Source organism: Vibrio sp. 10N.286.51.C3 (assembly GCF_003050065.1).
In the GTDB taxonomy this organism is placed as follows: domain Bacteria; phylum Pseudomonadota; class Gammaproteobacteria; order Enterobacterales; family Vibrionaceae; genus Vibrio; species Vibrio crassostreae.
Map to the genome: position 1 here is coordinate 39315 of NZ_PIGC01000011.1, position 13802 is coordinate 53116.

A 13802-nucleotide genomic window follows, 5' to 3' on the forward strand; every position below is an offset into this window, starting at 1 on the left:
AGACGGTTAACACTGAACTCATGAGTTATGGCTTGAACGCCATTAATTGATGAGTAACTTCTCGTTTTTAATCATAGAAGACAATTTAACAAACGAAGGGTGTTAGCCTTGCCGCCCTCTTATGCAAACTAAGGTAACGTTATGATTCCACTCAATACTTCCATTGTATCCGGTGTCGCTATTTCAGAGATCGACGGACAAATGAAAATGCTACTAATGAAGCGTGTGAAGGGCGAGTTTTGGTGCCATGTCGCAGGTTCGATTGAAGCGGGTGAAACAGGCTGGCAGGCTATCGTGCGTGAGTTTGAAGAAGAGACCCAAATTGAAGTAGAAGCTTTGTATAACGCGCAGTTTCTAGAGCAGTTTTACGAGGCGCACGTGAATGTGATTCAACTAATCCCTGTGTTTGCAGTGCTATGCCCGCCCAACCAAGCGATTGAACTGAATGACGAGCATACCGAGTACCGTTGGTGCAATCTAGAAGAGGCAAAAGCATTAGCGCCATTCCCTAACCAACATGCGGTCTACAATCATATCTGGTCGTATTTTTTCGACAAACCAGTCAATCCGCTTTACCGAGTAAAATTGAATTAATACTGGCTGTTTAAGATCTAGGACTTACCAAGGTAAGGGGTTAAAAAAGCGCTCACTTGTGTTTGGCATAACCCCACATCCACCTTCACGCCGTGTGATTCAAGGATCGCAACACCACGACCATTATTACGAGGATCTGGGTCTAGCATCGCCACTATTACGTGTTTTACACCGGCTTTAACCAATGTATTGGCGCAAGCGGGTGTTCTGCCGACAAATGAACATGGCTCTAATGTCACGTAAGCGGTAACCCCTTCCATTATTCCATCATAGCTATTCAGTGCTTCAACCTCGGCGTGGTTTCCGCCGACTTTTTGAGTGTACCCAACAGACACCACCTTATCGTTCTTCACCAAAACGCAGCCTACTGGTGGGTTTGGTTGGCAATCAGGTAAGGCTTGGCGCGAAGCTTCGAGTGCTTGCAGCATGTATTGTTGGTTCATGGTCGTTACTCAATATGACGAGATAGCGCAGCAGTTAGTTGCCACGCGCGGTTGATGAGTTGATTAGTGACTGACTTACTAAGCTACTAAGTTAGTCAGCTAACAAGTGGGGCATGGTCGATCTGATTGGACTTTTAGTCAATGGTTTTAGCGCTTGAATTTGAAAGCTAGTTAACGGTGACTAATCGTTAACTTAGGCCACTGGGTTAGCCAACCTTTGGATTGTACTCTTTGCTCAAAGATATCTCGGCTACGCTTTGGGTTGGGGGTGACTTTTAAATCAAACAAGCTCTCTAAACCAAACGCCGAAATGCACTCGATATCCCCAGTGAGGCTCTGTTTTATGGCGACTGCGGTTTCTTTCTCTGGCCAATAACTCATCGCATCCAATGAGCTTTGGTAAGGTTTGACGCCATTTCTAGTGTGCATGCAGGCTTGATTGCGAACTTGCCAATTCAGTTCGGGTAACCGTTGTTTAAGCAGAGCCTCGTATCTAAGATCCGACTCGTAGGAGGTATCAATGGGATCAAAGTAGATCACATCAATATCATTGAGTGGGGTCGGGGAGGTATAACCATGTAGGTGATCCCAAACGAGGTTTCTCACAAAGCCCGCAGCGACATAACACTGCGGCAAATCCAACTGAGATACACAGTCTAAAACCTGCATTCGCAAGGGATCTTGTTTGAACAATGTGACGATGTGGTTGGCTAGCGGATGTATCATTATGATGTCGGAACATCGGTGACTTGGTAATGACGCGTCACGTTCTGGGAGATTTCACCCCATTCCGAGGCTTTTACTCGCTGTTGATGCGCTTCGAATGCTTCTTGGCTAGTGAATTCTTCATACACTTCAAAGCGATTAGGTTGAAGGGTGCTTTGACTGACTCGAAACACGATACAACCAGCTTCTTCCAGTGTCAGTTCTTTGTGCGCAACCAAGGCTTGTGTGACGGCTTCTAGGTCGTTGTCTGGCACTAGAATATGCCCTTGCAGAATTACTTTACTCATAATTACGTCCATTTAATTTTATTCACTACGGCTTTTTTCTATCAAAAGCTCTATCCGTTACAAACATAATCCCATTTTGATGTTGTGACGTATAGGCTAATGTGGCGATTATTTGTTCATATTGAATGTGGAGTTTGTTACATCGTAACTTTAAGGGCAATACGATTAATAAAAGATAAGACACTGGAACTAAATTCGCGTTGGTCCGGTCTATTAAATTAGTATCATTGAACTGTATTGATACTGAAATGAATTTGTCATCTGAGAGAACTAACCTTAATTTTGAACAGCGGCTCATAAGATTGAATTGAGCCATAGTTGATATCTAGGTCATACTTTGATGTAAATGGTACTCAAAACTCTATATATTTTGTGATTTGTATCATTGATCTGGGCATCAAACACCGTTAGATTCGAATGGTTGGCAATAAAAATAGCTCATGAAGAGCAGTTAAAGAAAAGGAAATATCCCTTATGAAAAAAATGAGAAGAGCACAGCTTCATCGCGTTCGTATCCAATACTGGAAAGACACGTCAAAAGAAGCATCAAAGAAATAAGCTTTAAATCGTAAAGCTTTAAAAGCTGAAAAGCTTAATCAAATGTAAAACGCAACAAACCGATTTCATTAGCACTCTTGAGGACCTTCATCTGGTCGGCGACTAAAGAAATCATCCCTAAAGAGCTGGCAGGCATTAACAACAATGCAATTTAATGTCAGCTCATTAATACCTCCTCTTAGACTCTCTTGTTTCTTCACTCGGTTACTCCCAATTAAATCCCTTTGTCCTTGTTACCCATCCCTGTATTAGCAAAGTCGTGATCAAAAAAAGCTCCCGATTTCTCAGAAGCTTTGATTTAGATTTTAATATCTGATGTGACTGCCCGATAAAGGCTCGTGCTTAGGATCTGACTCTAGCGTTGGAACAGCGTCTTCAAGCTCACATCATCCGTTCTATTTAGCTTTAGGCTCAGCAGATAACCGCCAACACCAATCAGTGCGTAAATACCTAAAGATAAAATAGGCGCTTCTGCAATCGCGCTTAATGGGTTACTTGCTATGAGCACATTCATTGGCAGTGATGCGATGAGAGATAGGAAGTCATTGATGCCATAGAACCCAAACACGGCGACAGAGAGGAACTTAATCGCATAGCTTGAGATGAAAATGACAAGTAATGGAGAGTTTACCAACTGCGAAATCGCTAGGGTAACGGTTGCCAGTGGTAATAAAACCAGTGCAACTAACAGCATTCGCCCAAAGAACACCACCCAGTTACTCAGCACATAAAATAGAGATTGCTGTTCAACCAGTAGCGCCAATTGTTGTTCGCTTGAGACGTTCAATATCCAGAATAGGAAATCGGCGAACAGCACGAGCAACGCACAGATAGCCGGAATAACCACTAAACCGAAACCTAACTTCACGCCGTGAGTCATTGCATTAGATACTGGCATACTTCTCCAAAACATCGAACTGCCTTCTTGGCGCTCTTTACGCAGCGTTTTAGGGATGTAAAGTGTCGACAGGATCAGTGAAATCAGGCCCGCGCCAAAGTAGATCACCGAGTTGAGATCTTGCGCGAACTCTCTATGGATGTCGCTCACGTCACCGTTCACTTGCATTTCGAAGAAAAACTCATGCTGCGCAGCGCCATTAAAAAACAGACTAACGAACAGCAAGAAACCACATAACGCGACAAATAGAGGTAATCGAGTATTAATTTTGTGCTCGATGAGTTCTTTTTCTAGCATATAAAAACTTGGATGCATTATGCCTTCTCCGTTTGTGTTGCAAGGAATAGATCTGCGAGGCCAACATTGTAGATAGTGCCCATCGGCTCAACCTGCGCTTTGTATTGACCTTCCAATAACCACTTAGTAGTTCCTAGCCCTGGCTGTGAGGTTAGCGGATTGAGCTTCTGGATCTCGCTTGAATGGTTGTTTGCAAGTTCGATAATGAAATAGTCGTTCTCGATGTCTTCCATGCTCTTTTGCAGCACACAATGGCCTTGCTTTAAAATCAGCACATCCGTTAATAAGTGTTCAATTTCTGAAACCTCATGGCTTGCAATGATCATGGCGCGTTCGCCGTCGTGGAACCACTCTAGTAGGTGGCGATAAAAAGTATCGCGGTACAGCAAATCGAGACCCAACGTTGGCTCATCTAAGATCAATACTTGAGTATCGGTTGCGATGATGATCGCAAGGTGAAGTTGTACCTTCATTCCTTTAGAAAGCTGTTTGATAGTGGAAGATAGCTTGATGTTGGTGCTGCTTAATGTCTGTTCTGCTTTTTGCTTGTTGAAGCTTGGGTGGACACCTTGGGTGTAACGAAGCAGTTGTTTAACGGTCATCCACTCGGGTAATACGTTAACGTCTGAGATGTACGACAAGTGCAGCATGAGTTCTGCATGCTGGTGGATAGGGTGGTAACCGTTAACCTCAATCTCACCTTGATAGCTGTGTCCGCCAAGCAGAGACTTGATGAGAGTTGATTTACCCGCGCCATTGTGGCCTAGAAGGCCAAGCACTTGCCCCGGCTTTAACTCAAAGCTGATGTTCTCGACACCCACTTGATTTGAATAGGTTTTGGTTACGTTTTTCACGGAAAGTAAAGTACTCATGACTTGTCCTTTATATGTTGTGCTAGCTGTTTCACAAGTTCTTCGACACTCATATCAATGATGCTTAGCGTCTCAGCGATGGCTGGGATCTGTGTATTGATGAATGATTGGTGTGCAGACTCTTTCAATTTTTGAAGTGCCCCTTCGGCCACATACATGCCTTGGCCGCGTTTTTTCTCTACCAAGCCTTCATCCACCAGTAACTGGTAGCTTTTCATGACAGTAAGGTGGTTGATCTTGAGATCAGCAGCAACGGCACGCACCGAAGGCAATGCTTGTTGCTCTAACCAAACACCTTGAAGAATTTGGTCACTGATCTTCGTAGCAAGCTGCCTAAAGATCGGTTGGTCGTCTTTCCATTCGGTCATAATTAAAACTGCATGGTGATATACATGTGTATAACACTAACCTAATTCCCAAGATAGACAAGCTTTTTCTATAAATTAGCTGAATGTTAACTTTTATGGTTGGATAAAGCATGTTTGGCGGAGAGGGTACTTGAAGCCTACATCCTTGTGGGCTCTCAAGCAGCTGTATGAGCGATTATTATTTGAATAGGGAATAGTTGCTCATCAAGATTCTTATTAGGGTGGGGCTATTGTTCCTTTGACTCATTAGGCCGGCTATATAGGTAACCTTGATGCAGGTTGTAGCCCAACTGACACAGGATATATTGCTGCCTGCGCGTCTCGACACCTTCATAAATCATTGTGATATTTGATAGGCGTCCAATCTCCGATATATTAAGCAACACGCCTTGATGGTGCTCTCCTGACTCGATATCCTTAACAAAACAGCGATCCAGTTTTAGATAGGTAGGAGAGATGACATTGATGATTTCGATGTTGTTATTGCCCGTACCAAAGTCATCCAATGCGATGGTGATCCCTAGCTTTTTGATCGCCTTGATGTTGTCTATCACTTCACATCCATATCCAATGTTTGAGTATTCAGTTATCTCAACCACAAATTCATTCGCTTCCATCGCATCCAAATGCACTTTGAGCTTTGAAAAGTTATTCCCGACTAAAGCACTTGGGCAGACGTTGACACCGTAAACCTCATGGCTGTTGTTCAACTTGGCGTTTCTGACCGTTTCGATAAGTAAAATCGTATGAAATGTCAGTAGGTTGGTGCGTCTCATCGTGTTGATGAAGCTTAAAACGCCGACGTTACGTACACGAGATAGCAATTCGTAATATAAAACGCTGTTGTCTTCAGTGTTGATGATGGGCTCTTCTTCAAAGGAGATGTGTTGCCAACGACACAGATAGATCACAAAGCCCAGAATATAAGAGCGATAAAGCAGCGTGGCGGTTATCAGAGAAAGCGCAATCCACAACGCAACAATATCGTCACTGAAGAAGGTGATGGTTGCGCCAGTTGGCAGGGATGTTTGATAAATAACTTTACTCTCTTCGCCAAGATTTAAGATGTAGTAACCATTCTTCTGGATGGAGATAGAATCGACTAATAGAGGCAATAGTGAGTTCTTGTATCGAGCTTCGATAGAGCGTTTAGATATTCGAGCAACCATCTCTATGTCGTGTTCGGTATCTATGAAGCGTGAATAGGCAAAGTCAGCACTATCGTAGAAGTCGTCTGCTTGATCGAGCTCTATCATTTTTGAACGTGTTTTAGAGATATAGCATGAGCCATGAGGTGTTGCCATGACGACAGAATCAAGGTTGAGCGAGTGCCTTAGCGAGTGCACTGCACCTTGGCTATCACAACCGTAGTCCATGACCTCTGCTGCAATATGTTTGGTGTTTTCACTGTATTCATTCGCAATCTTCGTTGTATAAAGGATTTGGAAAAAGTAGACAACGAACAGGAAAAAAGAAGAGATGGTGAACACGGTTATCAGAGCCTTGATCAGCTCTCGATGATAGGTGTTGAACATCAGTTTCAACATCTCGACCTGGCTGGGCTTGAATTGGTTGATGTCGTACTTTGGTGCGATACGGTTGGTTGAGCTTTTATCGAGGTCGATAAAGTAACCTACCTTATAAAGGTTAGAGATAAGTTCACTATTATTATCAACCTTCGCTTTTTTGCATAAGCTTCGATATTTCTTTCTTATAGAAGCAATAATGTTTTTTAACGCGTATAAGCTAAACTCTTCGTCAAAGTGTAATTTAAAAGATTCTTCAACATCTCGTGCAGATTGAGGGTTTGATATTGATGAGTGTTCAATAAGATATTTGAAAACAAAACTCTCTTTACTATTAAGAGTTTCCTCTGATATCTTATTACTGTCTCTTTTTATATATATTTTTTCTTTATTATAGATCAGTTGCAAGCTCTCATTATTGTTATTTATATTGAAAGAACAGTGCATAGCTCAACTCCTAAGCGATAGTTATTATATTGGCGTGATGGATATGTGATGGTGGGATTGTCATTCAACACAAGAGTTCGATCTAAATAATATAACCAAAATGTCACCATTTTCTCTTAAGATGTTGATACTAATCGCAGAATTTGGGCTTGAATGAAAGGTTATGGAGATGTTCACCCAAAAGTTGAATTTATAAATGAAAGCCAATGATTTACAAGGGGTAAAGGGGATTTATCCATTTGTTTTGGTATTTATCCATTTCACAGCTTCTATGCGGCAGGTTTAGCGACTGGATTTAGAGGTTTCCAATGTAGCTTCTGGTGGTATTCATTCAGCTTATCGATGTGTCAGATTTATCAGAATTTTTCAGGATAAAATTAAATTATGTCAGTTTATGTGATATTAATATAATTTAAACGGCTTATTGTTTTGGTGATTTAATTAAAGTATTCAATGATAGAATTAATTATATTTGTTTAATAATTGATTTTAATTTATTCTATTACGAATTTTAAATAGTGAAAATTTAAGATGGGATATTTAAAATAGGGAAAGGGTGACGTTTATCATAAGGTGTTGATTAAAGGATTTTAATGGGATTATTATTGACATATGTATCAAATATGTGTGCATGTAAATATTCATCGGCTAGTGATGAAAATAAGATATGAATGAGGTTGGTGTTATACCATGAGCACTGCCTAAAAGTGTAAGCAGCAACAAGTTAGATCAATTAGTATTATTTTTGAGCAAATGTTAGCGTAACCACATGATATTCAAAGATCTGCTGTGGTGGATTTGTGTTAACTATAGAAAGCGTGCAATCGTTGAGTATTTAACATGCACCGTCAAGAACGACGATTTGCGGTTCTTTTTCCGGTTGATAGAGTACCTGGCAAAAATCGCCGACAGGTGAATAGGTGTAACTCTCCGTATCAAAAGAGATAGCGGCAACTCTTTCTGCATTGCTGCCAGAGTCTACTTCTTTGTTGATTACATGAAGCTCTGTTGCGTCGATATTGAGCAGTCTTCTTAGTGAGTCAACATAGGCGATTGGATAGCCGTGGCAGACGTAGTAGGTCTCAATCTCGGTTTTTTCAATGTAGTCACATTCTCCCTCCACACCAGCAATCGCAGACTTCGCATAAATCATGTCGATACCCGTGCGAAGGTTGCCAGCCACATCGTGTATTTTGCTCGCGCGAGCATTACCTTGAACGTCTAAGAACTTGACCATAGCTGTAGCCGAAACGATCGCTAAGATTAATACAGAGATGATCAGTTCTAAGAGAGTGAAGCCGTTTTGTCTGTTCATGTTTACCGATGATTTGCTCTGCTAAAGGGACGGAATGAGAGTAATCTAAATACCAAAGTCATTACAGTTAGTAGGTATAATGGTTTGGTGTTTTATTGGGTTGATTTATAAGGAATTCTCTATATAAACAACAGTTTAATCTTCATTCCTTACTGTTGAACGCTATGTAAGCATACGTAAGCGTTCACATTGGTGCTGTTACCTTGTTTATTAATCATTCAAAGTTCTAACTTGTTGATAAAGTTAACTTTATTAACCGACTTATCGAACGAATAAAAATTGGCTTTCGACTTCGTTTGACGGGATTGGTTTGCTAAACAAATACCCTTGAAGGTATTGGTATCCACAGTCGATTAAAAAGTCTTTTTGTGTTTCGGTCTCGACGCCTTCAGCCACCACTTTGAGCCCCAACTTGTCGCAAATTGCGTGGGTCGCTTGGACAATCGCTTTGCTTCCTTTGTGTGAGCCGTGAACAAAGCTTTTATCAAGCTTTACGGTGCTAATCGGTAAGTCGTGCAGCATAGAGAGGGAAGAGTAGCCAGTGCCAAAATCATCAAGGTGGAGTTCAACGCCTAATTTGGAGATGTCGCTTAATGCTTGTCTTACTTCACCGTGTTTGAAAATCATCGAAGACTCAGTGATCTCAAGTGCGATGTTTTGAGGTTGGATATTGTAGAAGTTCAGCATTGCTAATAGCTGCTCGGCAAAGGTTGCGTGCATCTGAATACTCGAGATGTTGATGCTCATCATTAGCTCGCCATCAAACTCCCGATGCCATATTGATAGCTGTTTAAGTGCTGAATTGAGAACCCACTTTCCGAGTGGCACTATCTGCCCAGTATCTTCCGCCAAGGTGATGAATTCATCAGGGCCAATGTTACCTAGCTCTTTGTCTGACCATCGAAGTAGCGCTTCAAAGCCCTTAACCTTGTTACTGTTGGTATTCATGATCGGTTGATAATGCAGATTGAGGTCTTCGTTTTCTAGGGCTTGAGTCAATCGATGGCGAATTTCTACTTTTCGGTGAAGCGTTTGTGCCAAGTCTGGAGTGAAGGTTTGGAATCGGTTTCGACCATTGGCTTTAGCAATGTGCATCGCCATCCCCGCTTGTTTAAGCAATGACTCCTGATCCATGGCGTTATCAGGGAAATGTGCAGTACCAATGCTACAACCGATAGAGAGAGTGCCAATGCCGGTTATGTGGAAGCTTCGGTTCAAGGCATCAATAATTCGGGTGCAAAGCAGCGGGATGTTTTGATTTCGGCAGGTGTGGGCGATCACTATGAATTCGTCACCACCGAATCGACCAATCATGCAGGTTTCGTCAACGAGCTGCTTGAGACGTTCACCTACTTGTTTGAGTAGTTGGTCACCCACACTGTGTCCGTAGGTGTCATTGACCAGTTTGAAGCCATCAAGATCAACGAAGATTAGCTCAAAGGGAGAGCGATAGGCAATACTGGTTTCTAAGAGGTTAGTGATTCCACGGCGATTGTATAGTTCGGTTAAACAGTCGTGCTCTGCATTGTATCTGGCCTTGATCAGCTTCTCTTTCTGTTTGGTGGTACAAGTCAGATTTAACAGCAGTTCACTCTTATCAAATAGCCATTTTCCTTGCACATCAAAGTGGTGGGCCTTATCACCAATATGGCAGCTGACTTCTTCTAAAATTTCTCGCCCTTTACGTGCCGAGAACAACCAGTGGGCTGCAATTTCTTCACTTGAAACAAAGTCGGAGAGGGTGGAAAACGGCATGCCATAGTTCTGGGAAAATGCAGAGTTAGCACTCACTACCGCTCCCGATCTATCAAATAGAAGAGAGAGGTTTGAACCATCCGAGCAAGCGAGATCGTGCTTTAGACTACCTTCTTCCGCGACGACTTGTACCAACATGCCGGTTCGGCCGTCTGGTAGTGGGATCCCAGAAAACAGACACAATGCACGCTTCGAAATGTAGTTGGGAGTGAAGTTCCACCATGTCTTGATGCTTTCGTTGCGTAGAAATTGCCTTTGGTATTCTTCGAGCGTTGCTTCTATTGCCTTAGACATCTCGACGCTGAAATCACGTGACGTCAGCTCAAACAGAGATTCAGACTCCCAGAGAGGTAGGGCACTGCTGTTTGCCCAAGTTATTCTCTTATTATCAATGTCATATATCCAAATAGGACACTGGAGATACTCGAAAGGCTGATAACTTGTCATCATATTGAACTCGGCACACGGATATTTGGGTTGAACGAAGCCCACTGAACTCATGCCGTCAGTAGGCTGTTTGTCTTTATTTTTAATTTCAACTTTTACAGGTTCAGTGAGCGGATGATTTTCGTCACTTTACCTAGCGGCGTGGTCTCTATGACATAGCCTTTTTTGTCATCAAATATCTCACCATCAATCAACTGCCATCCATTTGGTTGCTTTGTGATCTCTTTAGGGAAGTCCTTATCGAATATCGAATAATTTGGATAGACGGTTTCGATGGCTTCGAACAACAGCTGAGCTTCATCTTGGTTAGTGACCACGAAGTTTTCCTTAAGGCACATGGTTAACTCTGGCAATGGTTGGGTTGTGTAAGGTTCTGTCACCGTACCCAATACACCGTTGTGCGAGTAAAATAGGTATGAACCACTGCTGCTCTCGTTGCCTTCTGGCGACTTGATTGAAGGCGTTGCGCTGTAGAATTCACAGTTAAAAACCATCTTCTGAATAATGCTGTTTTGTGGTGTCACCTGAATGTCTATCCAAGCACTGACTTGTTCTTGAATCTTGTTCACTGTGTCATGTTTATTGGTGTCAGCAATAAGCGGTGTTGAAACTAAAGCAGTGGTTGTAAGTAACAGTGAAAGCGATTTATTCATCTTAAAGAGGGCCCAGTGTCCAAGTGGTAATTGTCTAATAATGAGTTAATTCATTAGTTGAGTGAATATTACGTTGGGAACTTATCGATTAACAGGATCTGTCGCGTGCTCAATAATGGAAAACACTGGCTTATTAAATAAGTAATCGATTTCTTTTGATTTAAGACTCGAGCTATAGGTTTATTAGACTGATTCGTTGTTATTTTATAGTGTTATTCACTGATATGAGCTGAGTGTGCGGATAGTTGATTTGATCGGAATTTGTAAACGCCTTAAATGTAAGTGCGCGTAAGAAAATAAAGCAAATGTAAGTGAGCGATAAGCGCATAAAACACGTCAACTGTTCCCTCATCTGCTATAGCCTTTATGCTACAGCCTTTGTAAAGAAAGGCTCAGTGGTTGCTAAATTCCGTATTTTGTAAACGTGCATGTACAAAAGTGATTACTATGTTTTGCGTACGGTAAAGTTAAGGCTCTAATAACAATATTGATGATATATGACCAGTATATATACTGCCCTCGCTTTTAATAAATACTGGTGATAGGAATGTCAAAAACCAAAGTGCTCATTGTTGAAGATGACCAAGAGATTGCTCGTTTAACTACGCTTTACCTCGAAGCTGAAGGCTACAGTGTTAGCGTTGTTCATGAAGGGAATTTGGCACTTGAAGCGATCCGAAGTATTGAACCTGATTTAGTGCTGTTGGACTTGATGCTCCCAGGCATGAGCGGCGCACAGATCTGCCGTCAGGCTCGTGAGTTTTACAATGGCATGATCTTAGTGCTAACAGCTTCTGCCGATGAAATGAGTGAGGTCAGCTTATTCAAGTTTGGTGCGGATGATTATGTTGCCAAGCCGATTCGTGGCCATGCTTTATTAGCCCGAATTGAAGCGTTATTGCGTAGAGCTGCGCCTGCTGCAAAAGCGCCAGAAACTGCGGCTGAGAAGCAGTGCGATATTGTCATCAACAGTGCGGCTCAAAGTGCCACCTTGTATGGACAAAACCTCAAGCTTACCTCTGCTGAGTTTGAAATCTTAAACCTCCTTGTGAATAATATCTGTCAGGTAGTGACGCGAGATCAGTGCTGTCAGCTATTTCGAGGGATCGATTACGCGTTTAACGATCGTTCGATTGACATGCGCGTTTCTGGTTTACGCCGCAAGCTGCGCATTCATGCGAAAGACAAACAGCTGATCCGCACGGTTCGCAACAAGGGGTACATGCTGGTTGCGTAAGTTCATTACTGCGAAACTTCGCTCGGTTTCAATGTTTGCTCGTTTGTACCTTGGGATTGTGACGGGAATGTCGGCAACGATATTTTTGTTTTGGAACCTTGGTGAAGGGCACATGCGAAGAACCGAGATTGAAACCTTCCTCAACGACGGTATCTACTTTGCTGAGCAGTACACTCGCCAACACAATCAAGAAAACTCACTCTATAAAGAACTCGATAGAATAGGCTACCAACAATTTTATATCTTCAATTTACGCCTGTTGGAAAATTGGTCGGGCGAAGCGCCTTGCCAACGATGTGAGTTATACACCACATTGAATGGCGTGCCGATTTATCTGAGTGACAACAATCTCTATTCAGCCGTTTTTCAGTTGCCTAATTCTCGATTTAGCTTTGCATTCAGTGAGGTAGGAGATTTCTTCTCGCCAGACATTGAATGGTATGAGGATTCAGAACGTCACTTTTTGTTAGGGCTGTTACTGGCTGTGATTGTGGCGATTGGAGCAAGTGTTTACTTACCTGTGAGGCGTTTTCAAGAAAGAATAGAGCAGTTAGTCGAGAAGCAGAAACAGTTTGGTAAAGGAAAGCTCAGTACTCGCTCTGAATTGGACGAAATTCACCCTGTGTCTGATTTGGCGAGCAGCTTTAACTTCATGGCTGAAGAGATTGAAAGCAAAGTAAAACAAAGTCATATCTTCGCTCAAGCTATCCCACATGAAGTGCGTACGCCGTTGAGTCGTATTCAATTGGCAACCGATATCCTAAGAAGGGGAGCACCAGATAATCATCAAGTTCTTTTCGATGACATTGATACTTACATTGAGGATATCAACGACCTTACATCCGAAATTATCATGCTGTCGAAACTGAACGTTATGGATAACTCCTTCTTTGAACTGGTAAAAGTGAGAGCTAGCCTGCTTGAGTATTGTCTAGATAGGATTCGCTATTCTCAGTTGGATAACGTGACCTTCGATTCTAAAGTTCAGCAAGAAAGCACGATAAAATGTGACTGCTCGATGGCGCGCTTGGTGTTTGATAACATTCTTAAGAACGCAGGCAACTACACACAAGACAAAGTGTGGATGACACTGGATGAGAACTCAGAAAACTGGCTGGTGGTGATTGAAGATAATGGTTCTGGGATCCCAGCAGAGCGACGCGATGAAGTGTTTCTTCCTTTTTCTCGTTTAGATTCGAGTCGAACATCGGCAACGGGAGGATTGGGGTTGGGTCTTGCGATTGCTCTATCCGCCGCTAAAAAGCTCTCTTGGGACATCAAAATTGATGACAGTAGCCATGGTGGAGCAAAGTTCAGTATTGTGATTCCTAAGACCTTATAACCAGAGGCTTAAAGAGCTATCAGGTTTGTAAAATAAC

Annotated in this window: 13 protein-coding genes; 3 read left to right on the top strand and 10 right to left on the bottom strand. The window is 42.3% G+C overall.

The genetic code is table 11. The annotated features are described in order from the left end of the window. The first annotated feature begins 141 nt into the window (after window positions 1-141). Window positions 142-594, top strand: coding sequence for an NUDIX hydrolase (locus tag CWO27_RS13505; protein ID WP_107899084.1), 453 nt, complete (start codon window positions 142-144; stop codon window positions 592-594). Between the two features lie 17 nt (window positions 595-611). On the opposite strand, the gene CWO27_RS13510 is transcribed toward CWO27_RS13505, so the two are convergent. The 10 genes from CWO27_RS13510 to CWO27_RS13555 all read right to left on the bottom strand — a co-directional run bounded on the left by CWO27_RS13510 (window position 612) and on the right by CWO27_RS13555 (window position 11186). Next, window positions 612-1037, bottom strand: a complete 426-nt coding sequence (locus CWO27_RS13510) for a bifunctional diaminohydroxyphosphoribosylaminopyrimidine deaminase/5-amino-6-(5-phosphoribosylamino)uracil reductase RibD (RefSeq protein ID WP_102478942.1) — start codon at window positions 1035-1037, stop codon at window positions 612-614. A 171-nt stretch (window positions 1038-1208) separates the two neighbouring features. After that, the gene (locus tag CWO27_RS13515) at window positions 1209-1763 is read right to left on the bottom strand and encodes a nucleotidyltransferase family protein (RefSeq protein ID WP_107899085.1); all 555 of its coding nucleotides are present in this window, start codon (window positions 1761-1763) and stop codon (window positions 1209-1211) included. After that, window positions 1763-2050 (bottom strand): putative quinol monooxygenase, encoded by a 288-nt coding sequence (locus CWO27_RS13520; protein WP_048661558.1) that lies wholly within the window; start codon window positions 2048-2050, stop codon window positions 1763-1765. Before CWO27_RS13520 ends, CWO27_RS13515 begins: the two co-directional genes overlap by 1 nt. Before the next feature lie 913 nt (window positions 2051-2963). Next, entirely contained in the window at window positions 2964-3821 is an 858-nt protein-coding gene (locus CWO27_RS13525) for a hypothetical protein (RefSeq protein WP_048661559.1), read from the bottom strand. Next, window positions 3821-4675: an ABC transporter ATP-binding protein gene (locus CWO27_RS13530; protein ID WP_048661560.1), complete on the bottom strand. Its 855-nt coding sequence runs from the start codon at window positions 4673-4675 to the stop codon at window positions 3821-3823. Before CWO27_RS13530 ends, CWO27_RS13525 begins: the two co-directional genes overlap by 1 nt. Further along, window positions 4672-5043 carry a GntR family transcriptional regulator gene (locus CWO27_RS13535; protein WP_048661561.1) on the bottom strand — a complete coding sequence of 124 codons (372 nt, stop codon included), beginning with the start codon at window positions 5041-5043 and terminating at the stop codon, window positions 4672-4674. The genes CWO27_RS13530 and CWO27_RS13535 overlap by 4 nt, the downstream gene beginning before the upstream one ends. A 227-nt stretch (window positions 5044-5270) precedes the next feature. Continuing rightward, window positions 5271-7016, bottom strand: coding sequence for an EAL domain-containing protein (locus tag CWO27_RS13540; protein WP_102530211.1), 1746 nt, complete (start codon window positions 7014-7016; stop codon window positions 5271-5273). An 835-nt stretch (window positions 7017-7851) separates the two neighbouring features. After that, complete coding sequence (locus CWO27_RS13545; protein ID WP_102432658.1) at window positions 7852-8331, bottom strand: type II secretion system protein; 480 nt, start codon at window positions 8329-8331, stop codon at window positions 7852-7854. Between the two features lie 261 nt (window positions 8332-8592). Next, window positions 8593-10587 carry a putative bifunctional diguanylate cyclase/phosphodiesterase gene (locus CWO27_RS13550; RefSeq protein ID WP_102432659.1) on the bottom strand — a complete coding sequence of 665 codons (1995 nt, stop codon included), beginning with the start codon at window positions 10585-10587 and terminating at the stop codon, window positions 8593-8595. A 41-nt stretch (window positions 10588-10628) separates the two neighbouring features. Beyond that, window positions 10629-11186 (bottom strand): hypothetical protein, encoded by a 558-nt coding sequence (locus CWO27_RS13555; RefSeq protein WP_102432660.1) that lies wholly within the window; start codon window positions 11184-11186, stop codon window positions 10629-10631. A gap of 547 nt (window positions 11187-11733) precedes the next feature. On the opposite strand from CWO27_RS13555, the gene CWO27_RS13560 reads away from it, so the two are divergent. Together CWO27_RS13560 and CWO27_RS13565 are read left to right on the top strand one after the other, a co-directional pair. Beyond that, window positions 11734-12423, top strand: a complete 690-nt coding sequence (locus CWO27_RS13560) for a response regulator transcription factor (RefSeq protein WP_102432661.1) — start codon at window positions 11734-11736, stop codon at window positions 12421-12423. Next, window positions 12416-13765: a sensor histidine kinase gene (locus tag CWO27_RS13565; protein ID WP_102432662.1), complete on the top strand. Its 1350-nt coding sequence runs from the start codon at window positions 12416-12418 to the stop codon at window positions 13763-13765. Before CWO27_RS13560 ends, CWO27_RS13565 begins: the two co-directional genes overlap by 8 nt. The last annotated feature ends 37 nt before the right edge of the window (window positions 13766-13802 follow it).